Genomic DNA, 22,126 nt, shown 5'->3' on the forward strand with positions numbered 1-22,126 from the left:
GTCAGCTCCTCCGTGCGGCGAGTTCGCGGTCGGGCGTACGCGGTGCGTGCGGCCGACTCGGTATCTGTGCGGTTATCAGGGCCGCGAGCACGATCAGTGCGCCGAGCGCCTGAACGGGCGCGAGCCCCTGTCCCAGCGCGATCCAGCCGAGCGCGGTCGCGACGACCGGACTCAGCAGCGAGAGGAACGAAACGCCGATCGCCGGCAGCTCCCGGATGCCGCGGAACCACAGTGCGTACGCGAGCGCCGACCCGATGATGGTGAGGTAGGCGTAGCCGAGGATGTTCTCCGCGGTGAGCGATGCCGGCGGCGGGCCCTCCACGACCAGCGCGACGGGTAGCAGCACGAGGCCACCGGCGACCAGCTGCCAGCCGGTGGTGGCGAGCACGGGGGCCGGTGACGTCCATCGCTTGCTGAGCACGATCCCGGTCGCCATCGTCGCGGCGCCGGCGAGCGCCGCGAGCACGCCGAGAGTGTCGAGGCGGGCGTCGGATCGCAGCACCAGCAGGCTGACTCCCGCGACGCCCGCGACCCCCGCCATCGCCGAGCGTAGCGAGAGCCGCTGGCCGAGTACGGCCGCCGACAGGCCTACGACGATCAGCGGCTGGATGGCGCCGACCGTGGCCGCGACGCCGCCGGGGAGGCGGTACGCGGCGACGAACAACAGCGCGAAGAAGGCCCCGATATTGAGGAACCCGAGCACCAACGAGCGCCACCACCACGAACCCGACGGCAGCGTGCGGGTGATCGCGACCAGGAGCAGCCCGGCCGGGAGCGCGCGGATCAGAGCGGCGAGCAGTGGGCGGTCGGGTGGGAGGTACTCCGTGGTGACGAAGTACGTCGTACCCCACACCGACGGCGTCAGCGCCGTGATGAGAACGACGGCCCATCGGTTGCTTAGCATTAAGCGAAACTATCTCACTGCTAAGCGAAACGCAATCGACATTCGGGCGTCGATACGGGCTGTTGCGTTGTGAGCAGCGTTCGAGGTGGGGTCGGAGGGACTTCTGTCCGTCCGCGAGTGGCGCAGGTGCGTTGCTCAGGCAGCGTTACAAACAACGGACTTGCGCCACTCGCGAGGCTACGGGCACCCACGGCGGGCCTCGAGCGATCCGTCATTTTGCAACAGCCTCGATAGGCTGAGGGGGTGGCAGACCAGGTCGATCGCGTACTCGAGCAGTGGGCCGCGATGCGTCCGGAGCTCGACGCTTCGCCGATGGGCGTGATCGGGCGGCTCTCGCGGCTCTCGCGGCTGATCGACGTACGCCTGCGCGAGACGTTCCGTACGCACGGACTCGACGGGGCGTCCTTCGACGTGCTCGCCACCCTGCGGCGGAGCAACTCCGAGCATCGGCTCACGCCGGCGGCCCTCATGCGTGCGTCGATGATCACCTCGGGCGCCGTCACGCAGCGGCTCGACCGGCTCGAGGCCAAGGGGCTCGTGGCGCGTGCGCCGCACGAGACCGACGGCCGCGGTGTGTACGTGACGCTGACCGACGAGGGCCGGGCGCTGGTCGACGAGACCCTGCCCGACCACCTCGCCACCGAGGCGGGCATCCTCGCCGCGCTCGGCGGCGACGAGCAGGCCGCCCTTGCCGACTCCCTGCGCACGCTGCTCGAGTCGCTCGGCGACGGGGTCGACTGATGGGTCGGGGGATTCCGCTACGCACGCGAGTGTTCACCGGGCTCACCGGCCGGCTCGGTACGCCGATCGACTCGATGGACCCGGCCGACCTGCCGGCGCTGCGTCGCCGCCGCGCCCGCGTACAACGATCGCGACTGGCCAGGCTGGTCGTCGGCCGACCGGCAGCGGGTTGCGAGATCGCCGACCGGACCGTTTCCTTCGGCGCGAATGCGTTGCGGATGCGCGTCTATCGGCCTGCGGGCGCCACCGGGTCGCTGCCGGGTGTCGTCGCCTTCCACGGCGGCGGCTTCGTGCTCGGTGACCCCGAGCAGGCGGAGTGGCTGTGCAGCCAGGTCGCCGTTCGCACGCGGGCCGTGGTCGTCTCGGCCGAGTATCGCCTCGCGCCGGAGCACCCGTACCCGGCCGCGATCGACGACGCGTGGTCGGCGACCCGCTGGGCGTACGACAATGCGGACGAGCTCGACATCGACCGCGACCGGTTCGCGATCATGGGCGAGAGCGCGGGCGGCACGCTCGCCGCGGTGGTCGCCATCAAGGCGCGCGACGCGGGCGGACCCCGGCTGCGGGCACAGGCGCTGCTCTATCCCGCCGTCGAGATGACCGAGACGTTCGACTCCGAACGTCGCAATGCGGCCGGCCCGATCGTCACCTCCGCTCAGCTGAAGGGCTTCTCGAGGATGTACCTCGCCGGTGCCGACGGCAGCGACCCGCTCGCCTCGCCACTGCGTACGCCCGACCTCGCCGGCGTCGCGCCCGCACTCATCCAGACCGCCGAGTACGACCCCTTGCGCGACAACGGCAGCCGGTACGCCGCGGCGCTCCGCCACGCCGGCGTGCCTGTGCGGTACACGTGCTATCGGGGCGCGGTGCACGGCTACCTCAACATGCCCGGCGTCGTCCCCGCTGCACAGCAGGCGATCGGCGAGGTCGAACGCGAGCTCCGCAGGTTGCTGCAGTGAGCCGTCTGCGCGGTGGCGTCGGTGTGGGATCGGTGGATACCTATTCCATCGATCCCACACCGACTCCGCAGCCGCGCGCTCGGAGCAGCGGATCAGCAACCATCCGGCGGCCGCGACCAGGGCGATGACGCACCCGCGAACTCCGCGTGAACGCCGGCGAGCGCCGACGCGAGCGACCTCCGCCTGTGGGAAGGTAGGGCGCTGTCGTGAGTACTGGAGGAGACAATGGACGATCAGGGCACTACGGTCGGTCGCCGCACCCTGCTTGGCGGCGCCGCCGCGGCTAGCGCGCTCACTGCCGCCGGATTCGCGGGCGCACCGACGTTCGCCGCGAAGCCCAACCGCCGGACGCTCACCGTCCTCGGCACGACCGACCTGCACGGCAACGTGTACAACTGGGACTACTACCGCGACGCGCCGTACGATGACGCCGACGGCAACGACGTCGGGCTCGCCAAGATCGCCACCCTCGTCGAGGCTTTGCGCCACAAGCGGGGCGCGAAGCGCACGCTGCTGCTCGACAACGGCGACACCATCCAGGGCACCCCGCTGGCGTATTACTACGCCCGCATCAAGCCGATCACCGATGGCGCGAAGCATCCGATGGCGACCGCGATGAACCTGATGCGATTCGACGCCTCGGTCGTCGGCAACCACGAGTTCAACTACGGCATCCCGACGCTGCGTGCGTACGAACAGCAGATCCGGTTCCCGCTGTTGGGCGCGAACGTGCACAACTGGGACGACGGGCGGCCGGCGCTCACGCCGTACGTGATCCGGCGCGTCGACCTCGGCTTCCATCGACCGGTCAAGATCGGAATCCTCGGACTCACCACACCGGGTAGCGCGATCTGGGACAAGGCGAACGTCGAGGGCAAGCTGGAGTTCACCGGCATCGTCGAGCAGGCCAGGCTGTGGGTACCGGTCGTACGCCGTGCGGGCGCCGACGTGGTGATCGTGCTGTCTCACTCGGGCATGGACCTCTCGTCGTCGTACGGCGACGCGCTGCCGTACCCGGAGAACACCTCCGAGCGGCTCGCGAAGGTGGTGCCCGGCATCGACATGGTGCTGTGCGGTCACACCCATGTCGACATTCCCGAGCGCATCGTGAAGAACAAACGAACCGACAACAAGGTCCTTCTGACGCAGCCGATGCGATGGGGCATGCGGCTGGCCGTCGCCGACCTCGAGATCGAGCGGAAAGGCAACCGGTTCGAGGTCGTACGCCGCAACGCGCGAACCCTGAACGCCAACACGGTCAAGGCGGACAAGCGCATCACCAAGCGACTCCGCAAGCCGCACCAGAAGGTCATCGCGTACGTCAACTCCGTCATCGGCACCGCGGCCGAAGCCATGTCGGCCGCGACCTCGCGGTACGAGGACTCCGCGGCAATGGACTTCATCAACCTCGTCCAGGCACAGGCGGTGAAGGCGGCGTTGGCCGGTACGCCGGACGAGGCGCTGCCGGTGCTGAGCATCGCGGCGCCGTTCAACCGGGAGGCGGCCATCCCGGCCGGCGACGTGTCCGTACGCGACGTCGCGGGGCTTTACATCTTCGACAACACGCTGATGGCGATCAAGCTCACCGGCGCTCAGGTCAAGGACTACCTGGAGAAGTCGGTCGAGTACTTCAAGCCGGTCGACGGCACAGGTCCGTTCCCGCCAGATGATGTGACGAACGCCCCGACCGATGCCGCGCCGGACGGCACACCCGACTATAACTACGACATCATGGGCGGGCTCGATGCCGCGCTCACGTACGACATCGACCTCGGCAAGGAGGTCGGGTCGCGCATCACCGGTCTCGCGTACGACGGTCAGCCGCTCGACGATGCGGGGGAGTACGTGATCGCGATCAACAACTATCGACAGTCCGGTGGTGGCGGCTTCCCGCACATGGCCGACGCGCCGGTGGTCTACAACGCGCAGGTCGAGATCCGGCAGCTGATCATCGACTGGGTGACCGAGCAGGGCGAGATCGACCCCGCGTCGTTCTTCACCACCGACTGGCGGCTCACGTACAACGGCGAGCCGATCCAGATCCAACGCTGAGGAGAGGATTCTGGCCCCGTGAGGAGAGATTGCGTGCACGGTGCCACCGTGCACGCAATCTCTCCTCACGGGGCCAGAATCCTCTCCTCAGCGTTTAGCATGAATGCATGCGGATGCCTCTCGTACGTACCCATTGGCTGCGCGAGATCGCCGCGCTCGATCCGGCGGTCGACTACGAGCGGATCGCCGCGATCACGGCCAGGCACGAGTTCCCCTGGGATCTCCAACAGGCATTGAGCTTCGCGCTGTTTCGCACGTACGCCGTGCCGAGCATCGGACGGCTCCTGTATGAGACGGGCGAGTTCACCGAACGAACGCAGCGGCGCCACGACGACACCGCTCTGCTGCTCGACGAGATGAGCGAGCACGGCCTGGAGTCGCCCGGCGGGCGGCGCGCCATCCGCAGGGTCAACCGCATGCACGGCGGGTACGACATAGCGGACGACGACATGCGGTACGTGCTGGCGACCTTCGTGGTGACGCCCGTGCGATGGATCGAGTCGTACGGCTGGCGCCGTCTGCGGCCCGCCGAGATCGAGGCCGCGACCGCGTACTACCGCCGACTCGGCACCTTGATGGGCATCCGTGACGTGCCCGAGACGTATGAAGGTTTCGCGGACCTGCTCGACACCTACGAGCGGCGGCACTTCGCGTACGACGAGGGCGCCCGTCGCGTCGCCGACGCGACGCTCGCCCTGCTCTGCTCGTTCTATCCGCGGCCGCTTCGCCGAGCGGTGCGGGTGTTCGCGCTGAGCATGATGGACGACCACCTACTTCAGGCGTTCGACTACACGCCGCCCCGGCGCAGTGTCGTACGCGCGTCGCGCGGCGCCCTCCGGCTTCGCGGGCGCGCCGAACGGTTCCTACCCGCGCGTCGCAAGCCCAAGCAGACAAGGGATCTGCGCATCATCCGCAGCTACCCCAACGGCTTCGACGTCGACCACCTCGGCACATTCCCGACCGGGTGCCCGGTGCCACACACCGGATCAGGAAGCGCGGAACCGGCTCGGTGACAGGAAGCCTGCCTCCGGATGTGAGTCGAGTCCGAGCGCCTGGTCGACTGCGATCGAGGCGTACGCCGGCGACATCTTGAAGCCTGCGCCGGAGCAGCCGGTCGCGAGGAAGATCCGGCTGCTTCCGGGCTGCGCGCCGACCAACGGCACACGGTCGGTCGTATAGAGGTCGGGGTACGCGTCGGACCGCACGATGTCTGGAATCAGTCCGGGGAAGAACGCCTGGACAGTCTCACGCGTCTCCGCGACCTCCGCGTGGGTCAGCTCCCGGAACAGGTCCGATGCGTCCTCGGCCGGCTGCGAGCGGCCGTCGAGCGTCGCCTTCACGGTGGAGCCGTCGATCGAGGGCGCACCGTACATCGACATGCTCTCGGAGATGCGGATGAAGATCGGGAAACGCTCGGGCGCGAACTCCTCGGGTTCGCGCGCATGGAACCAGGTCAGGTAGATCCGCGCGGGATACACCTGCTCGCGCAGGTGCGTAGGCAGCAGATCGCCGCTCCACCCGCCGCCCGCGACAACGACACGATCGAACGTCCAGGAACGCTCGCCGTCGGACACCGCGACGCCATCGACCGACTCGCGAATCGTGCGGATCCGGCAGTCGCGTACGACCTCCGCTCCCCGCTGCTGTGCAGTGTGGATGGCGCCGAGGACGGCGGAGTCCGTACGCAGGTATCCGGCGTTCGGGTCATAGACCGCGACATCCCCGTCGTCGACGGCGTGTTGCGGGAATTGCCTGCCGATCTCCGAGCTGTCGAGGATCTCGTGCTCGGTACCGTTCGCACGTGCTGACTCGAGAAGGGCCGGAATGTACGACCCGTCGGCCGCGCCGATGGAGAGGCCGCCGACCCGATGCAGGATCGGCATGCCTGCGTCGGTCTCGAGCTCCCGCCACAAGGTGCGGGCGCGGGTGAGTACCGGGTGGTACGGATGTGGGTCGCGGTACGTCATTCGGAACAACCGCGTGTCTCCGCCGACCGCGCTGCGCGAGTGGGCCGGAGATGCAGCCTCGAAGCCGACGACCGACGACGAGACAAGGCTGGCCCGCCAGAGGGCCATGCTGCCGACCGATCCGAGGCCGATGACGGCGACGCGTGCGTCCGTTGTCATCACAGCACCCTTTCCAAGAACTGCTGCGTGCGCCGCTTCTTCGGATTGGAGAGCACCTCACGGGCGTCGCCGCGTTCGGCGATCCTCCCGGCGCTCATGAACAGCAACGAGTTGGCCACCTCGCGGGCGAACCCCATCTCATGGGTTGCGACCATCATGGTCATGCCCTTCTCGGCGAGCTGCTGCATGACGCCCAGCACCTCGCCGACGAGCTCGGGGTCCAATGCGCTCGTCGGCTCGTCGAAGAGCATCACGCTCGGCTCCATCGCGAGCGCCCGGGCGATCGCGACGCGCTGCTGTTGCCCACCACTCATCGCGGCCGGGTAGTGGCTCTCATGCCCCTCGAGGCCGACCTGTGCGAGCAAGGAGCGGGCACGCTCGGTCGCAGCCTTCCGCTTCACTCCCTTGACGAGCACGAGTCCGGACATGACGTTCTGCAGGGCAGTCATGTTCGGGAACAGGTTGAACTGCTGGAACACCATTCCGATCTGCGTACGCTGCGCTGCCACCTTCTTCTTGCTCAGCGGACGGTACTGGGTCGGTGTCTCCTCGAACCCCAGATCCTCGCCGTTGACGCGAAGTACGCCGGAGTCGATCTGCTCGAGGCCGTCGATGCAGCGCAGCAGCGTCGACTTGCCCGAGCCACTCGGCCCGATCAGGCAGCAGATCTCGCCTGCCTGGATGGACACGTCGACGTCCTGCAGCACCGTGCGATGGCCGAACGACTTGACCAGCTCCCGAGCGTACACGGTGCCGCGACCGCCGTCTGGCGGACTGGTCTCGGCCGCCTGCGTCTCGCTGTTCGGGCTGATCGTCTCGTTCATCGTGCCTCACCTACGCTCGCCATTGCCGCGTCGAGCTGACCGGGCGTTGCCTTGCGGGTCGACTTCGAGTAATGGCGTTCGATCACGGACTGCGGATAGCTCAGCGCGAGTGTGATGATCAGGTACCAAAGGCAGGCAACGATGAGCAGCGGGATCGTCTCGTAGTTGCGCGCATAGATCAGTTGCACGCTCTGCAGGAGATCCGCGACGCCGAGGACGCTGACCAGCGACGTTTCCTTGAACATGCCGATCAGCTGGTTGCCCGTCGCGGGAATGATCGTTGGCATCGCCTGCGGAATGATGACCTTGCGCATCCGCGTCCACTCGCTCATGCCCAGCGAGTCAGCGGCCTCGAGCTGCCCCTTCGGGACGGCGTTGAACCCACCCCGGATGATCTCGGCCATGTACGCCGCCTGGTTCAGCGTGAGCCCGACGCATGCTGCCGTCGTCGCGCTCATCACGGCGTTCACGTCGACCTCGCGCCCGAAATCGGTGAACGGGATCCCGATCCTGATATCGGGATAGAGCGCCGCCACGTTGAACCAGAAGATCAGCTGGACGAGTACCGGCGTACCGCGGAAGAACGTGATGTACGCGTTCGCCAGCAGTCGTACCGGCATCACCGAGGAGGCGCGGAGGATCGCGATGAACAGTCCCAGCAAGGTGCCGAGGAACATCGTGATGAACGTCAGCGTGATCGTCAGCAGCAGGCCGTCGATCACCGACTTCTCGGTGAAGTACTCGGCGACGACGTCCCACTTGTAGTTGGGGTTGTTGGCGAGGGTGTACGCGAGGCTGAGGAAGAGGATCACGCATGCCGCCCACATGACGTACTCGACCCAGCTCCGGCGCCGTACGCGCGGCTTGGTGATGGCGTCCATGACGATCAGCCCGTCAACTGAGGATCTTGGACGTGTCCATTGCACCCGCTTCGAGGCCCCACCTACTCAAAGCCTCCTCATACGTACCGTCGTCCATCATCGACTGCACGGCCCCATGGATCGCCTCGGTAAGGGGAGACTTCTTGTCGAGGCCGATCGCGACGATGTCGTTGCCGACCTTCTTCTGGTACTGCGGTTCCAGCAGGTCGAACTGATCGGGCTGCTGCTTAGCCGCCCACGCGAGGGACGAGGTGTCGTAGAAGACCGTCTCGAGGCGTCCCGACGCGAGCTGAGTCAGCGCATCCTGGACGTTCGGCAAGGTCGTGGCGTCCACATCGTCCATGCCGGCGGCATTGCACTCCTTGGAGATCTCGGGCAGGTAGATCTCGGCCTGGGTAGTGCCGGTCATCACCGCGACCTTGTGGCCACACAGGGTCGACGGATCCTCGAAGGTGAAGTCCTCGGGGTTGTCCTTGGCGGTGATCAGCGATGAGCCGGCCTCCCAGTAGGTGATCATGTCGAGCACCTTGAGCCGTTCAGGCGTCGGCGACATGTTCGTGGTGGTGAAGTCGTACCGCCCGCCCTGCAGTCCCGGGATGATCGTCTCGAACGAGACGTCCTTGATATCCACGTCGAGCCCGAGCTTGGTCCCGATGAGGTTCGCGATGTCGACGTTGTAGCCGATCGGCTGCTTGTCGCCCTCGGAGAGGAAGGACGTCGGCGGGTAGCTGAGATCCATGGCGACCGTGATCGCACCCGCGTCCTTGACGTCGTCGGGCACCAGCTTCTCGGCTGCCGGGTCCGCCTCGACACCCTTGGTGATGTCGGACTCCTGCTCGGTGGTCGTGGACGTTCCCCCGGCGTCCGAGTGATCCGAGCACGCGGCGAGGGAGAGTACGAGCGCAGTGCCGGCCAGCGCGGCCCCAGCACAATGACGAATGTTCATGGTGTTCTCCTGTACGTCCGAGTCGGCCCCCGTGCTGGACCCGGATCAGTTGGCGTGCTTGCTCTCGGTCAGGTGGTGAGCGGCGCTGCTCAGGTGCGTAGCGATGATGTCGGCGAGGCGTTGTGGATCCTCGGCCTCGAGTGCGGTGATGAACTGCTCGTGATCGCGTACCAGCTCGTCGCCGGCCGGGCGGGCGATCTCCAGCCAATGCGCGCAGGTGAGCGCCTCGGCATAGAGGATCGAATATGCGTCGCTGAGGCGGGAATTGCCCGCCCCGTCGACCAGCCGGCGATGGAACGAGAGGTCGACCTCGGAGACGAGTCGGTAGTCGCGCGCCCGCACTGCGTTGTCCAGATCGGTGAGTGTCTCGCGCAGTCCGGTGACGACCTCGGCGACTCGATCGGATCCCGACGCGACGATCGCCTGTGCCGCGAACGTCTCGATGGCGCGGCGAGCGTCGTAGATCTCGGCGATGTCGCCATCGGTGAACCGGGCGACGCGTACGCCCCGATTGCGGCTCGATACCAGCAGCCGCTCGCGTACGAGCTGCTGCAGCGCCTCGCGTACCGGGGAGCGGGAGACGCCCAATTGGTTGGCAAGGGCCACCTCGCTGAGCTGCTCGCCCGGCTCGAGCGTGCCCTTGACGATCAGCTGACGTAGGTCGTCGCTGATGCGTTCGGGCACGGACTTCATCTCTAGGGACTTCAGGCTCGAGATCCGGTTCACGTGTGCCTCCTGGCTGAGATTGCGGAGACTGTAATCCTGCACACCGCCCACAGTCAACAGGCGACTGCACATTGTCGACAGTCGGCAACTTTTGGGTTAGTGTCGGTCCACCGCCACGAGGCGAGCCCCGAATCATTGCGAAGGAGACGGCCATGACGGAATTCCGGCCGAAGTACATTTCGTTCGACTGCTACGGCACCCTCATCGACTGGCAGCTGACTCCGGTCACCCGCGAGCTGGTGGGCGACCAGCTCTCCGAGGAGCAGTGGCCGACCTTCCTGGCGAGGTTCAGCAAGTACCGCTACGACCAAGTCATGGGTACGTACTACCCGTACCGCCAGGTGCTGCAGGACGCGTTCGACCGGGTCTGCGCACGCTGGGACATCAAGTCCTCGCCGGATGCCGGTGAGCGTCTCGGCGAGGCCGTGCTGAACTTCGGCGCACACGACGACGTGCCGAAGCCGCTTGCGACCATGGCGGAGCACTTCCCCCTGGTGATCCTGTCGAACGCCGACAATGCGTTCCTCGAGGTGTCGGCGGCCAAGCTGGGCGCGCCGTTCCATGCCGTGCTCACAGCCGAGCAGGCCGGCGTCTACAAGCCGCGCTTCCAAGCGTTCGAGTACATGATGGACACACTGAACGCGTCACCCGCGGACTTCCTGCACATCGCCTCGCACACGCTGTACGACATGGTTCCGGCGTACCATCTCGGCTTCTCGAACCTGGTCCTCCTCGACCGTGGCTTCGACCCGCTGGTGCCGGTCTACGACTACACCAAGGTCGACTCGCTCGACGAGGTCAACAAGCTGCTCGGCATCGCGTAGGCGGGACGGCACTTTGAAGCTGACGTCCTACTGGTACGACACCGCCGAACCGTCCGGCGATTACCGTCGCACCCCGGTGCCCGAGACCGCCGACGTGGCGATCGTCGGCGGCGGTCTGACCGGCCTGTCGGCGGCCGTTGAGCTCGCCCGGCATGGTGCCAAGGTGGTCGTTCTCGAGGCCGAGACTCTCGGGTGGGGAGCTTCCGGGCGCAACGGTGGCATGGCCACCACCGGACTCGCTATCGGCATGGGCACGGCAATCTCGCGTTACGGTCGTGAACGCGCCGTCGCCATGCACCTGGAGTACGACCGAGCGATCAGCACCATCGAGGACCTCGTCGACGAATTCGCGATCGACTGCGACTTCGAGCGGTCGGGCAAGCTGGCGCTCGCCTGCAACCAGCGGGACCTCGACGGTCTACGTGCCGCCCAGGACGAGATCAACCGGATTGCGGAGCTTCCCGACGTCACGGTGCTCGACGGGGCGGACCTCGGGGCCGAGATCGCGTCGCCGTTCTACGTCGGAGGCATGGTCGATCCGCGAGGTGCGGGTCTACATGTCGGGAAGTTCGTGCACGGGCTCGCCGGCGCCGCGGCACAGAGCGGCGCGTACCTGTGCGAGAAGGCGGGTGTGGCGTCGATGACGCCACACGGCGCTCAGACGGTGCTGCAGACCACCCGGGGCTCGGTACGCGCCGCGGAGGTGCTGATCGCGACCAGCGGCTACACCGGCAAACTCACGCCGTGGTTGCGCCGCCGGGTTCTGCCGGTCGGCAGCTTCATCGTCGTGACGGAGCCGCTCGGTCCCGAGCTCGCCGCTGAGCTGCTGCCGACCCGCCGGATGGCGTCCGACAGCAAGATGCTCACGTACTACTTCCGGATGACGCCCGACAACCGGCTGTTGTTCGGTGGGCGAGCGAGGTTCGCACTCTCCAACCCCGACTCGGATCTACGTAGCGCGAAGGTGCTGAGGAAGGCGATGACGACGGTGTTTCCCGCGTTGCGCTCGGCGCGGATCGACTACACCTGGGGCGGCCTCGTCGACATCACCCTCGACCAGATGGTGCACACCGGGATGACCAAGGGCGCGCACTACTCGCTGGGCTACAGCGGGCACGGGGTGCAGATGGCGACTCACATGGGACGCGAGATGGGGCTCTACCTTGCGGGTAAGTCCGAGTCGTACCCGTGGGCCGGAGACAAGTTCCCTGCAGTCCCGGGCAATCTCGGGTCGCCGTGGTTCCTGCCGATCGTCGGCGCCGGCGCGCACGTCGTCGACGGCTGGAACAGGTTGACCGGCGGACGCCGATGACGTCGACGGTCTCACCACATGCGGCCGAGCAGCGCCGGGCTCCCGCACTCCCTGGTGGGGCGTTCGTCGAGGGACGCTGGGTGCCGGCGGGCGACGAGGCCGTCCTCGACCCCGAGGACGGCGCCGTCGTCGGCTACGCCGCTCGTACGAGCCCAGCGGACGTCGCCCGCGCCATCGGTCATCTGAGCAACGCGCGTGCGGAATGGCCCGTACGCGAGCGGCAGGCGGCGCTCCGGCGAGCCGCGGCCGGGGTCGCCGAGCGGCGAGACGAGTTCGCGGCCCTGATCGCGGCCGAGGGCATCAAGACCGTCACCGAGGCGCGCGGCGAGGTCGATCGGTGCATCGAGACCCTGACCCTCTCGGCGACCGTTGCCGACGCGCTCATCGGCGAGACCATCCCGTTCGACTCGAGTCCGCGTGGAGCGGGCAAGATCGGTTGGTACACGCGCGAGCCGCTCGGCGTCGTTGGCGCGATCACGCCGTTCAACGATCCGCTCAACCTCGTTGCGCACAAGGTCGGTCCGGCGTTGCTTGCGGGCAACGGCGTCATCCTGAAGCCGTCAGAGCACACCCCACTGACCGCGCTGACCCTGACCGAGGTGCTGCTGAGCGCAGGGGTCCCGGCTGACCGGATCGCCGTCGTGTGTGGCGACTACGAGGTCGGCAACGCGCTCGTCTCCGATTCACGGCTCGCCGCGGTTTCGTTCACCGGCGGCCCGCACACCGCCGAGGCGATCACTCGGTCGGCCGGTATCAAGAAGCTGCTGATGGAGCTCGGCGGCAACAACCCGACGATCGTGTGCGAGGACGCCGACGTCGACCGCGCAGTCAGCGCCGTGGTCGACGGTGCGTTCGGAGCGGCCGGCCAGAACTGTCTATCCGTGCAGCGGGTGTACGTGCACTCGCGTGTGCACGACACCTTCCTGCGCCGTGTCGTCGCCGGGACCGGTGCGCTGAAGGTCGGCGCCAAGACTGCGCCCGACACCGACATCGGACCCATGATCAGCGAGGCGGCCGCGCGTCGGGTCGAAGGACAGGTCGAATACGCCGTGCGCCAAGGCGCCACGGTGTGGACGGGCGCGGTACGACGAGGGTCCTTCTACGAGCCGACGGTGCTGACCGACGTACCGACTGGGTCGACCTTGCTGACCAAGGAGATCTTCGGCCCGGTTGTCGTCGTCGAGCCCTTCGAGTCGTACGCCGACGCCGTGACGAACGCGAACTCGACGGGGGACGCACTGCATGCGGGCGTGTTCACTGAATCGGTACATACGGCGAAGCGGCTGTCTGGTGAGCTGCGCGCTGGGTGCGTACTCGTCAACGAGACGAGCGACTTCCGGATCGATGCGATGCCGTTCGGCGGCTTCGGAACCTCCGGCATCGGACGCGAGGGCGTCCGCTTCGCGGTTCGCGAGCTGTCCGCGCCGAGGAGCGTCATCCTCGCCGGCTGACACCACCGCGACCAATGCAGCCTGCCCCGCCTAGCGGCAGGCTAGAACGCCGTATAGCCGCCGTCGACCGGCAGCACGGCGCCGGTGATGTACGAAGACTCGCGGGAGGCGAGGAACAGGATCGCCTCGGCGACCTCGTCGGATGTGGCGAGACGCTGGAGAGGGATCGCGGACTCCCGCTCGCGGCGGTAGGCGTCGGGATCGGCCCTGCGCTGGATGGACGCCTCGATGATCGGCGTGGCCGTGAGGCCGGGTGCCACGACGTTGACCCGGATGTTGCGCGGCGCCCACTCGATCGCGGCTCCCTTCGCGAGCATGATGAGTCCGCCCTTCGCCGCGGAGTAGAGGACCTCCTCGGGTTTGCCGACGATGCCCAATCGTGAGCCTACGCAGACGATGGAGCCTCCCGACTTTGGCACCAGGGGAGCGAAGTGCTTCATGACGAGGAACGCGCTGAGCAGGTTGCTGTGCAGCACGTCGCGGGCGTCCTCGTACGGCATCTCGGTCAATGCGCTGCTGCGCTGCAGCCCGTGGTTGATCACGATCGCGTCGACGCCGGCGAAGGAGGCTTTCGCCTTGTCCGCAAGGGCCGATACGAACGCTTCATCGTTGAGATCGCCGGGTACGTAAAGATCGGACGCGCCCGCAGACTCCAGGACGTTGCGCCTGCCGGTGAGCACCAGTCGGGCGCCCTCGTTGCGGAAGCGCGCGCTGACGGCCTCGCCGATGCCGCTAGTCGCGCCGGTGACGAGGGCGGTGGTGTTCTCGAGTCTCATGGTCGTTCTCCGAGCGGGCGATCGTCGTTGTGGGTAGGGGATGTCAGCCGAGCAGGCCGCGCGCCGCGACCGGCCAGCGTTCGACGCTGGCGCCCTGTGCGTCGGTCACCACAAGTTCCTCGAAGCTGTTGACCACCGGGCACACGTGGTTCGGTACGACCGGCAGCACCGTGCCCACGGTCGGCTGGGACTGCTCTGGCGGCACCTGCAGATAGCCGTGGTACTCGTTGAGGCGGGACAGAACCGCCGGATCGCCCGCGACGCCTCCGTAGCCACGCTGCGGGTTGCCCTCGCGGCCGAGGGCCTTGGTACCGACGTCCATGATCGCCTGACCCGGCACCTGCGTGCTCACCACCGTCGAGGCGACGAACAGGGCGATCTGATCGTCAGTGCACGCGCCGAGACGTACGTTGTCGCGGTCGCAGAAGACGTACTCGCCCGGGCGGACCTCCGTGATGACCTCGCTCGTGGAGTACTCGACCGTCGGAGTGGAGCCGGCGCTCACCACCTCCGCGGTGACACCGACGCCGGCCAGGGCTCGTACGGCGGCGGTGAGCTCCTGGTCTTGGTCCTTGGCTGCGCCGACTCGGTCCTCCGGTCTCGAACCGCCGTGACCCGGGTATGTGTAGATCCCGACCGGTACGAGGCCGCGGGCTCGGGCGTGCGCCGCCAGCCTTCCCGCTTGCTCGGCCGTGGTGCCGGAACGCCGGGCTCCGCAGTCGACCTCGACGACGATCTGCAGGCGGTCCGGCGCGTCTCCCATGGCGTCGGCGAGGGCATCGACGGACTCGAAGGAGTCGACGCCGACTCGCAGCCCGACTCGCTCGGCGAGCCGGCGGATCCGCCGGCCCTTCGTACCGGCGGGCCAGACGGGGTACGCGAGGAAGATGTCGTCGAAGCCGGCCGCGGCGAACACTTCGGCCTCGCCAACGGTGCCCGCGGTGATCCCGGCGGCGCCGGCGGCGAGTTGCAGGCGGCCGATCTCGAGGCACTTGTGCGTCTTGACGTGCGGACGTAGGTGTTGATGGCGTTCGTCGGCAAGCGCCTGCATCCGTTCGATGTTGCGCTGCATCGTCTCCCGGACGACGATCGGCGACGGGGTGTCGAGTTCGTCACCGAGTAGCCCGTCGAGGGCCTGCTGCAGGCTGTGCATCGGAACTCCTTGGCTGAATAGCGAGGCCACGCGGGCTGCGTACGTGGGCGGTTATGCGCGGCCGCAGACCAGGCGGATCTCCGCCGGGCTGTTCCGCGGCAGTGCGGCAACGCCGATCGCCGAGCGCGCCTGGACTGCCAGCGGCCGCGCCACGTCGACATCGAGGTCGAGGCCGAGGACGCCATCGTCCATCAGCCCGCCGTCGCAGTACGGCAGCTGCCCGGAGACGTAGATGGCGGAGTCGGCCGTCCGGTAGGCGGCGTGCTTCGGGTCCGCGGACAAGGGTGGCAGCGAGTGGCCGAGCGCGATCAGCCGGTCATTCGCCGACTCGACGGCGTACGCCATGAAGGCCGCCTTCCCCTCGGTGATTAATCTCGCCGACAGTATGGTGCCGACAGGCGATTGTCAACAATGTGCCCACCGTATCGATCGGTGCCTCGCCGGAGGCTCAGCGCAGCGTGACCCCGGCGGCCGCGAACTCCTGCTCGACGCGCGGGAGGTTCGCATCGGCGACAGCCGCGGTCAGCGGGCGCAAGACCGTCACCGAGAAGCCCTCGCGGGCGCCGTCGAGCGCGGTCGCGCGGACGCAGTAGTCGGTGGCGATGCCGCAGACGTCGAACGTCGTGACGTCGCGATCTCGTAGCCAGGTGGCGAGATCGAGGCCGTCGGCGTCCTTGCCCTCGAAGCCGGAGTACGCCGCTTCGTACTCGCCTTTGCGGAAGATGTCGACGAACATCGACTCGTCGATCGGCTCGTGGAACTCCTCGCCCTGTGTGCCGACGACACAGTGCGGCGGCCAGGAGTCGACGAAGTCGGGATCGTCGCTGAAGTGGTCGCCGGGATCGATGTGGTGATCCTTGGTCGCGATCACGAGGTCGTACGCGCCGCTCTCGACCGTGTCGCGGATCGCCGTGGCGACCGCGCTGCCGCCGTCGACACCCATCGATCCGCCTTCACAGAAGTCGTTCTGGACGTCGACGACGATGAGCGTCCTGGTCATCGTCCCTCCCGGAGATAGGTGGTCTCGATTGCGGGTTCGCCGTGCGACAGCTGCCGGGCGTGTGGGGGGAGCTCCTCGACGCTCGTACGCCTTCGCTGTCGTGCCGATTCCAAGGATTCGTCGAAGACGCGTTCACCCGAACGTACGAGCGGGACGAGCAGCTCGCGACCGTCCCGCGGTGCTGCATGCTCACCGATGCCGATGACCTCCTGCGTCGCGACGCCGGCAGCGCCGATCCGCCGCCACGCGTACTTGCGGCCGCCGACCGACAGCTTGTCCTTGCTCTTCTTCGCGACACCGATCAGATCGCCGTCGGCTCCGCGTGCGACGAGCTTGTAGACGAACCCGCACGTGGGGTGACCGGAGCCGGTGACCAGCGATGTGCCGACGCCGTACCCGTCTGCGGGTGCGGCGGCGAGCGCCGCGATCGCATGCTCGTCGAGGTCGCTGGTGACGATGACCCGCGTCTTCGTGGCGCCGAGGGAATCCAGCTGCTTGCGCACCTGCGCTGCGAGCTGCGGCAGGTCGCCCGAGTCGATGCGTACGGCGCCGAGCTCGGTTCCCGCGACATCGACGGCGGCGCGTACGGCCGTCTCGATGTCGTAGGTGTCGACCAGCAGTGTCGTGCCCCGACCGAGCGACGCGACCTGGGAGGCGAAGGCGTCCCGCTCGTCGTCGTGGAGCAGCGTGAACGCGTGCGCGCTCGTGCCTGCCGTGGGAATACCGTGTACGCGGCCCGCCTCGAGGTTCGAGGTCGCATCGAAGCCCGCGATGTACGCTGCGCGCGCCGACGCCACCGCCGCCCGCTCATGCGTACGCCGCGAGCCCATCTCGATGCACGGGCGGCCTCCCGCGGCGGTGATCATCCGCGACGCGGCGGACGCGATCGCACTGTCGTGGTTGAGGATCGAGAGCGCGAGGGTCTCCAGCACGACCGCCTCGCCGAACGTCCCCTCGACGATCAGCAGCGGCGACCCGGGAAAGAATGCCTCACCCTCGGGGTAGCCCCAGATGTCGCCGGTGAAGCGGTAGTCGGCCAGCCAGTCGAGGGTCGAGCCGTCGACGATGTGGTGCTCCGCGAGATGCCCGAGTGCGGCATCGTCGAAGCGGAACTCGGCGATCGCGTCGAGCAGCCGACCCGTGCCGGCGACGATCCCGTAGCGGCGGCCGTCGGGCAGGCGACGCGGGAACATCTCGAACACGGCGCGCCGGGTGGCCGTGCCGTCGCGCAAGGACGCCTGCAGCATGGTGAGCTCGTACTGGTCGGTGAGCAACGCTGTGGTCACCCGCCAAGCGTACGGCGGTATGTCGGCAGGAGACGCGGAGGTCCGTCCGGGGCGCTCGTGGCTTCGCGAGTGGCGCAGATCCGTTGGCCGCGGGGCGTTTCAGCAACAGATGTGCGCCACTCGCGGGCGAACGGAAGCCCAGGAGGCGAGGCGGGAACCCGCCAGACGACAAGCTCACTCGTAGATTCAATCGATCAGTACGTCAGAAAGATTCAATTGGACCTATCGTGCTCCGCTCGCCAAGATGTTGCGCCAACGGAGGTGCAGATGAGCAGCGAGGCGTTCCTGCGGGACTTCCACCACGTCGCGACTATCGGCGCGACCGCGCATGACGGTGTCGAGCGGCAGGCCGCGACCGCCGACGACGGCCGGACGCGTACGTGGTTCGCCGGCTGGATGCGTGACGCCGGCCGCCCGGTCGCGGTTGACGGCATCGGCAACATGTTCGGGTTGTACGAGTGGAATCCCGGCGCATCGTACGTCGTGGTGGGCTCGCATCTCGACAGCCAGCCCCTCGCCGGACGGTTCGATGGTGCATACGGCGTGCTCGCGGCGATGCACGCGGCGGAGCGCATCGACGAGCGGCTCGCAGGCGCCATACCCGCATACAACCTCGCGGTCGTGAACTGGTTCAACGAGGAGGGCAGCCGGTTCCAGCCGAGCATCATGGGCAGCTCGGTCTACACCGGGCTCTTCGACCGCGACGCGATGCTCGACGTCACCGATCCCGACGGCGTGACCGTACGAAAGGCGCTGGCCGACATCGGGTTCCTCGGCACCGACGAAGCGCCGTCGGCCGCCAGCTACGCAGAGATCCACATCGAGCAGGGTCGCCGACTGGAGCGCGAGAGCATCGACATCGGCCTGGTCGAGAGCAGCTGGTACACCCAGAAGCTCGATATCGACGTGCTCGGCGAGCAGTCACACACGGGCGCGACCGCGATGGCCGACCGTCATGATGCGCTCGTCGCCGCGTCCAGGATCGTCCTGATGGTGCACGACGTCACCGAGGACTTCGAACCCGAGACCCTCGTTTCATCGGTCGGGCAGCTGTTCGTGGAGCCGAACTCACCGATCGTGGTCGCCCGTCGCGTGCACCTCGTCGCCGACCTACGCTCCGGCGACCCGGAGACGGTCAATGCCGCGCGTGCGGCTCTCGTGCGTCAGGTCGAGGAGCTCGCTCGGGCAAGCAGCCTGACGATCAACGTACGCGACTTCGACATCCGCCCGATCCGCTACTTCCGCGAGGACGGTATCGCGCTGGCCGCCCGTGTGACCGACCGTCTCGGTTACTCCTCGCGCCGGCTACCGACCATGGCCGGCCACGACTCGGTCGCACTGAACACCGCGGTGCCCGCGGTGATGCTGTTCATCCCGAGCGTCGACGGCGTCTCGCACTGCGAGCGGGAGTTCTCGACCGACGCCGCGATGGTCCGGGGCGTCGACGTACTGACCGACGTCGCGTACGAGCTCGTGCACGGCGCATTGGCGGGTGACGACGAGCGATGACCGACCTTCATCTACTCGACGCCACGGCAGCACTGGGCCTGTTCCGGGCAAAGGAACTGTCGCCGGTCGAGCTGATGCGCGCGGTGATCGAGCGGCATGAACACGTCGGCGCACCGATCAACGCGTACACCGAAACGATGTTCGACGAAGCACTCGACGCCGCACGCGACGCCGAGGCGCGTTACCAGCAAGGCGTCGAGCGGCCAGGCCTCCTTGGACTTCCGGTTGCCACCAAGGAGAAGCACATGCTCGCCGGGCGTAGCCTCTCGCAGGGGCTGACGTTTCGGCGCGACGACGTCAGCGATGTGACGCACCCCGTCGTCGAGCGCATCCGACGCGCAGGCGGCATCGTGCACGCGCGTACGACCTCACCCGAGTACAGCTGTGCGACCGTCACGCACAGCCCGCTGTGGGGAGTCACCCGCAACCCGTGGAACCTCGACTACTCGCCGGGCGGCTCGTCCGGCGGGTCGGGCGCAGCGCTGGCCGCGGGGTTCACGCCGCTGGCCACTGCGTCCGACATCGCCGGGTCGACGCGCGTACCTGCCGCCTTCACCGGCACGGTCGGCTACAAGGCGCCGTACGGGCGCATCCCGGGCGTGCGGCCCTTGTCGGCAGACCCGTACCGCGGCGACGGGCCGATGGCACGGACGATCGCCGATGCCGCACTCCTCGCGAACGTCATGCTGGGTCGCGATCCGGACGACCACAGCTCGATCTGGCCCGACATCACGATCCCGGTACGCGCAGACGTCGCCGACCTGCGTATCGCGCTGTGCATGCGCCTCGGTGACTACCGGGTCACCACCGAGGTCGAGCAGCACACGTACGCTGTCGCGCGCGCCCTCGCCGACGCCGGGGCGGTCGTCGAGGACGTCGAGCTGCCGTGGAGCTCCCGTGCGATCGCGGAGACCGCCTTCACGCACTTCGGCCACATCCTCGGCCCGGCGATGGAGGACGAGACCGCGGGTCATGAGGCGGAGCTCGCGGAGTACACCCGACGGTTCATCGCCGACGCGCGTGCGGCCGCGGAACGCAACAGGTTCGTCGACGGCCTTCGTGCCGAGACGCGCCTGCAGTCCGAGCTCGCGACGGCGATGCGCGGGTTCGATGCGTTGATCTGTCCGACGTCGTGTACGCCTGCCCTGGCTGCCGACGGCGACTACCTGGACGGCATCGACATCGACGGCGTTCATCTCGAGCACTACTGGGAGTCGCACCTGACATTGCCGTTCAACATCGCCAACCGGTGTCCCGTGCTCGCCGTCCCGAGCGGCGTCGCGTCGACCGGTGTACCGACCGGCGTGCAGATCGTCGGCCACCCGTACGACGACGCGAGCGTGTTTCGTGTGGGTGCCGCGTTGGAGCAGTTTCGACCACGGGGGAACAACCATCCCGACATCGAATCCTTGAGGTGAGTCGATGAGTCAGAGATCGTTCCGGACGTTGTTCGTGGTGATCTGCGTCATCACGTTCGTACCGGTGATGTTTCCGGTCTTCGAGATCGCCAACCGGGCCACGCCCATCGTCGCCGGACTCCCGTTCGGCTTCTTCTGGGTCGTGCTCTGGGTCGTGATCATCGCGATCTGCGTCGCGCTGCTCTATCGCGTCGATCCCGACAACCGAGGCACGGAGGAGGACTGATCATGGACGATTGGCAGTTCGCAATGGTGATCATGATCGCCTACCTCGCGATCGCGCTCGTGATCGGTGTACTGGCAGGAAAGGGGCGCGGCGGCTCGCTGTCCGAGTTCGTCGTGGCCGACCGCTCGCTCGGCTTCGTCGTGACGGCTTTCCTGATGGGCGGCGCCGTGTTCAGCGCCTTCTCGTTCCTCGGTGCCCCGGGATGGGCGTACGCCCAGGGCGCACCGGCGTACTACATCATCGTGTACACGGCGTTCGGCATCCTGCCGTGGTACATCATCGGCCCGAAGGTCGGCAGCATCGGCCGAAAGCTCAACCTGTACACGATGTCCGGTTTCTTCTACGCGCGGTATCCGAACAAGGCCGTACCAGTGCTCGTCACCGTCATCGCGCTGCTCGGGTTCATCCAGTATCTCGCCACCCAGATGAAGGGGATGGCGTACGTCTTCAACGTCATGACCGACGACGCCGTGCCGTTCAAGCTCGGTGCACTGATCGCCTACGGCATCGTCGTCATCTATGTCGCGACCGGTGGCCTGCGAGCAGCCGCCTGGTCTGACGTGTTCCAAGGTGCGCTGATGGTCATCGTGGCATGGGTTGTGGGGATCGCGGTCGTACGCGAGCTGCACGACAGCAGCGGGTCGATGTTCGAGAGGATCGCCGCGGACAACCCCGGCTTCCTGGAGATCGGCCACGACGGTTCGACGATGTCGACGATGGCGTACACCACCACGATCCTGGTGTCCCTGATCGGCCTGCTGATGTGGCCGCACCTGTTCTCCAAGTCGTACTCGTCGAGGCCGCGAACCATCAAGCAGACCGTGATCGTGTACCCGATCTTCGCGCTGTTCCTGGTGCCCTTGTTGCTGGCGGGCTTCGCCGCTGTCGGCGTGATCGAGTCGGGCACCGTACTTCCGGACGAGATCCTTCCGTACATGATCACGACGGTGCTCGACATGCCCGGATGGATGTACGGACTGGTGGGCGCAGGCGCACTCGCGGCGGCGATGTC

At 67.5% G+C, this 22,126-nt stretch carries 21 protein-coding genes and 1 pseudogene; 11 read left to right on the forward strand and 11 right to left on the reverse strand.

Annotation, left to right across the window (positions count from 1 at the left end; translation table 11 throughout):
- Position 1 precedes the first annotated feature (1 nt).
- On the reverse strand, positions 2–904 hold the full coding sequence (locus L0C25_RS16470; RefSeq protein WP_271632776.1) for an EamA family transporter: 903 nt from the start codon (positions 902–904) through the stop codon (positions 2–4).
- Between the two features lie 243 nt (positions 905–1,147).
- Between L0C25_RS16470 and L0C25_RS16475 the strand changes: the two genes are divergently transcribed.
- The 4 genes from L0C25_RS16475 (at position 1,148) to L0C25_RS16490 (ending at position 5,669) form a co-directional block, all read left to right on the forward strand.
- The gene (locus L0C25_RS16475) at positions 1,148–1,645 is read left to right on the forward strand and encodes a MarR family winged helix-turn-helix transcriptional regulator (protein ID WP_271632777.1); all 498 of its coding nucleotides are present in this window, start codon (positions 1,148–1,150) and stop codon (positions 1,643–1,645) included.
- Entirely contained in the window at positions 1,645–2,604 is a 960-nt protein-coding gene (locus tag L0C25_RS16480) for an alpha/beta hydrolase (protein WP_271632778.1), read from the forward strand. The genes L0C25_RS16475 and L0C25_RS16480 overlap by 1 nt, the downstream gene beginning before the upstream one ends.
- Before the next feature lie 225 nt (positions 2,605–2,829).
- A complete protein-coding gene (locus L0C25_RS16485; protein WP_271632779.1) occupies positions 2,830–4,656 on the forward strand; it encodes a bifunctional metallophosphatase/5'-nucleotidase in 1,827 nt (608 codons plus the stop codon).
- Between the two features lie 107 nt (positions 4,657–4,763).
- Positions 4,764–5,669 carry an oxygenase MpaB family protein gene (locus L0C25_RS16490; RefSeq protein WP_271632780.1) on the forward strand — a complete coding sequence of 302 codons (906 nt, stop codon included), beginning with the start codon at positions 4,764–4,766 and terminating at the stop codon, positions 5,667–5,669.
- Here the strand turns inward: L0C25_RS16490 and solA are convergent.
- The 5 genes from solA to L0C25_RS16515 are packed head-to-tail and all read right to left on the reverse strand — an operon-like array spanning position 5,643 to position 10,159.
- Positions 5,643–6,782, reverse strand: a complete 1,140-nt coding sequence (gene solA / locus L0C25_RS16495) for an N-methyl-L-tryptophan oxidase (protein WP_271632781.1) — start codon at positions 6,780–6,782, stop codon at positions 5,643–5,645. The two genes, L0C25_RS16490 and solA, sit on opposite strands and share 27 nt — an antisense overlap.
- Positions 6,782–7,606 (reverse strand): amino acid ABC transporter ATP-binding protein, encoded by an 825-nt coding sequence (locus L0C25_RS16500; RefSeq protein WP_271632782.1) that lies wholly within the window; start codon positions 7,604–7,606, stop codon positions 6,782–6,784. Before L0C25_RS16500 ends, solA begins: the two co-directional genes overlap by 1 nt.
- Positions 7,603–8,487 (reverse strand): amino acid ABC transporter permease, encoded by an 885-nt coding sequence (locus L0C25_RS16505; protein ID WP_271632783.1) that lies wholly within the window; start codon positions 8,485–8,487, stop codon positions 7,603–7,605. Before L0C25_RS16505 ends, L0C25_RS16500 begins: the two co-directional genes overlap by 4 nt.
- 13 nt (positions 8,488–8,500) lie before the next feature.
- Complete coding sequence (locus L0C25_RS16510) at positions 8,501–9,433, reverse strand: ABC transporter substrate-binding protein (protein ID WP_271632784.1); 933 nt, start codon at positions 9,431–9,433, stop codon at positions 8,501–8,503.
- Between the two features lie 45 nt (positions 9,434–9,478).
- The gene (locus L0C25_RS16515; RefSeq protein WP_271632785.1) at positions 9,479–10,159 is read right to left on the reverse strand and encodes a GntR family transcriptional regulator; all 681 of its coding nucleotides are present in this window, start codon (positions 10,157–10,159) and stop codon (positions 9,479–9,481) included.
- Between the two features lie 152 nt (positions 10,160–10,311).
- Here L0C25_RS16515 and L0C25_RS16520 point away from each other — a divergent pair, with 152 nt between their 5' ends.
- The 3 genes from L0C25_RS16520 to L0C25_RS16530 are packed head-to-tail and all read left to right on the forward strand — an operon-like array spanning position 10,312 to position 13,746.
- Positions 10,312–10,983 carry a haloacid dehalogenase type II gene (locus tag L0C25_RS16520; RefSeq protein ID WP_271632786.1) on the forward strand — a complete coding sequence of 224 codons (672 nt, stop codon included), beginning with the start codon at positions 10,312–10,314 and terminating at the stop codon, positions 10,981–10,983.
- Between the two features lie 13 nt (positions 10,984–10,996).
- Complete coding sequence (locus L0C25_RS16525) at positions 10,997–12,295, forward strand: NAD(P)/FAD-dependent oxidoreductase (RefSeq protein ID WP_271632787.1); 1,299 nt, start codon at positions 10,997–10,999, stop codon at positions 12,293–12,295.
- Positions 12,292–13,746 carry an aldehyde dehydrogenase family protein gene (locus L0C25_RS16530; RefSeq protein ID WP_271632788.1) on the forward strand — a complete coding sequence of 485 codons (1,455 nt, stop codon included), beginning with the start codon at positions 12,292–12,294 and terminating at the stop codon, positions 13,744–13,746. The genes L0C25_RS16525 and L0C25_RS16530 overlap by 4 nt, the downstream gene beginning before the upstream one ends.
- 41 nt (positions 13,747–13,787) lie before the next feature.
- Here the strand turns inward: L0C25_RS16530 and L0C25_RS16535 are convergent, their stop codons facing one another.
- The 5 genes from L0C25_RS16535 to L0C25_RS16555 form a co-directional block, all read right to left on the reverse strand.
- Positions 13,788–14,522 carry an SDR family NAD(P)-dependent oxidoreductase gene (locus tag L0C25_RS16535; RefSeq protein ID WP_271632789.1) on the reverse strand — a complete coding sequence of 245 codons (735 nt, stop codon included), beginning with the start codon at positions 14,520–14,522 and terminating at the stop codon, positions 13,788–13,790.
- Positions 14,523–14,565: 43 nt separating this feature from the next.
- Positions 14,566–15,675 (reverse strand): alanine racemase, encoded by a 1,110-nt coding sequence (locus tag L0C25_RS16540; protein WP_271632790.1) that lies wholly within the window; start codon positions 15,673–15,675, stop codon positions 14,566–14,568.
- Positions 15,676–15,726: 51 nt separating this feature from the next.
- Positions 15,727–16,020 (reverse strand): RidA family protein, encoded by a 294-nt coding sequence (locus tag L0C25_RS16545; RefSeq protein WP_271632791.1) that lies wholly within the window; start codon positions 16,018–16,020, stop codon positions 15,727–15,729.
- A 103-nt stretch (positions 16,021–16,123) separates the two neighbouring features.
- Positions 16,124–16,675, reverse strand: a complete 552-nt coding sequence (locus L0C25_RS16550; RefSeq protein WP_271632792.1) for an isochorismatase family protein — start codon at positions 16,673–16,675, stop codon at positions 16,124–16,126.
- Positions 16,672–17,961, reverse strand: coding sequence for a nicotinate phosphoribosyltransferase (locus L0C25_RS16555; protein ID WP_271632793.1), 1,290 nt, complete (start codon positions 17,959–17,961; stop codon positions 16,672–16,674). Before L0C25_RS16555 ends, L0C25_RS16550 begins: the two co-directional genes overlap by 4 nt.
- Before the next feature lie 267 nt (positions 17,962–18,228).
- Here L0C25_RS16555 and L0C25_RS16560 point away from each other — a divergent pair, with 267 nt between their 5' ends.
- From L0C25_RS16560 to L0C25_RS24250, 4 genes and pseudogenes are all read left to right on the forward strand, one after another.
- The gene (locus tag L0C25_RS16560) at positions 18,229–19,470 is read left to right on the forward strand and encodes a M20 family metallo-hydrolase (RefSeq protein ID WP_271632794.1); all 1,242 of its coding nucleotides are present in this window, start codon (positions 18,229–18,231) and stop codon (positions 19,468–19,470) included.
- Entirely contained in the window at positions 19,467–20,888 is a 1,422-nt protein-coding gene (locus tag L0C25_RS16565) for an amidase (RefSeq protein WP_271632795.1), read from the forward strand. The genes L0C25_RS16560 and L0C25_RS16565 overlap by 4 nt, the downstream gene beginning before the upstream one ends.
- A 4-nt stretch (positions 20,889–20,892) precedes the next feature.
- Positions 20,893–21,114 (forward strand): DUF3311 domain-containing protein, encoded by a 222-nt coding sequence (locus tag L0C25_RS16570; protein WP_271632796.1) that lies wholly within the window; start codon positions 20,893–20,895, stop codon positions 21,112–21,114.
- A gap of 155 nt (positions 21,115–21,269) precedes the next feature.
- A pseudogene (locus L0C25_RS24250) lies at positions 21,270–22,097 on the forward strand (sodium:solute symporter family protein); the annotation flags it as partial.
- Between the last annotated feature and the right edge of the window lie 29 nt (positions 22,098–22,126).

This window comes from Solicola gregarius, assembly GCF_025790165.1.
GTDB classification, from domain to species: domain Bacteria; phylum Actinomycetota; class Actinomycetes; order Propionibacteriales; family Nocardioidaceae; genus Solicola; species Solicola gregarius.

Bases quoted from the DNA above. Each gene is read 5' to 3' on its own strand.
- L0C25_RS16470 (WP_271632776.1), bottom strand. From the start codon at position 904: ATGCTAAGCAACCGATGGGCCGTCGTTCTCATCACGGCGCTGACGCCG.
- L0C25_RS16480 (WP_271632778.1), top strand. From the start codon at position 1,645: ATGGGTCGGGGGATTCCGCTACGCACGCGAGTGTTCACCGGGCTCACC.
- L0C25_RS16485 (WP_271632779.1), top strand. From the start codon at position 2,830: ATGGACGATCAGGGCACTACGGTCGGTCGCCGCACCCTGCTTGGCGGC.
- L0C25_RS16490 (WP_271632780.1), top strand. From the start codon at position 4,764: ATGCGGATGCCTCTCGTACGTACCCATTGGCTGCGCGAGATCGCCGCG.
- solA (WP_271632781.1), bottom strand. From the start codon at position 6,782: ATGACAACGGACGCACGCGTCGCCGTCATCGGCCTCGGATCGGTCGGC.
- L0C25_RS16500 (WP_271632782.1), bottom strand. From the start codon at position 7,606: ATGAACGAGACGATCAGCCCGAACAGCGAGACGCAGGCGGCCGAGACC.
- L0C25_RS16505 (WP_271632783.1), bottom strand. From the start codon at position 8,487: ATGGACGCCATCACCAAGCCGCGCGTACGGCGCCGGAGCTGGGTCGAG.
- L0C25_RS16510 (WP_271632784.1), bottom strand. From the start codon at position 9,433: ATGAACATTCGTCATTGTGCTGGGGCCGCGCTGGCCGGCACTGCGCTC.
- L0C25_RS16520 (WP_271632786.1), top strand. From the start codon at position 10,312: ATGACGGAATTCCGGCCGAAGTACATTTCGTTCGACTGCTACGGCACC.
- L0C25_RS16530 (WP_271632788.1), top strand. From the start codon at position 12,292: ATGACGTCGACGGTCTCACCACATGCGGCCGAGCAGCGCCGGGCTCCC.
- L0C25_RS16535 (WP_271632789.1), bottom strand. From the start codon at position 14,522: ATGAGACTCGAGAACACCACCGCCCTCGTCACCGGCGCGACTAGCGGC.
- L0C25_RS16540 (WP_271632790.1), bottom strand. From the start codon at position 15,675: ATGCACAGCCTGCAGCAGGCCCTCGACGGGCTACTCGGTGACGAACTC.
- L0C25_RS16545 (WP_271632791.1), bottom strand. From the start codon at position 16,020: ATGGCGTACGCCGTCGAGTCGGCGAATGACCGGCTGATCGCGCTCGGC.
- L0C25_RS16550 (WP_271632792.1), bottom strand. From the start codon at position 16,675: ATGACCAGGACGCTCATCGTCGTCGACGTCCAGAACGACTTCTGTGAA.
- L0C25_RS16560 (WP_271632794.1), top strand. From the start codon at position 18,229: ATGAGCAGCGAGGCGTTCCTGCGGGACTTCCACCACGTCGCGACTATC.
- L0C25_RS16565 (WP_271632795.1), top strand. From the start codon at position 19,467: ATGACCGACCTTCATCTACTCGACGCCACGGCAGCACTGGGCCTGTTC.
- L0C25_RS16570 (WP_271632796.1), top strand. From the start codon at position 20,893: ATGAGTCAGAGATCGTTCCGGACGTTGTTCGTGGTGATCTGCGTCATC.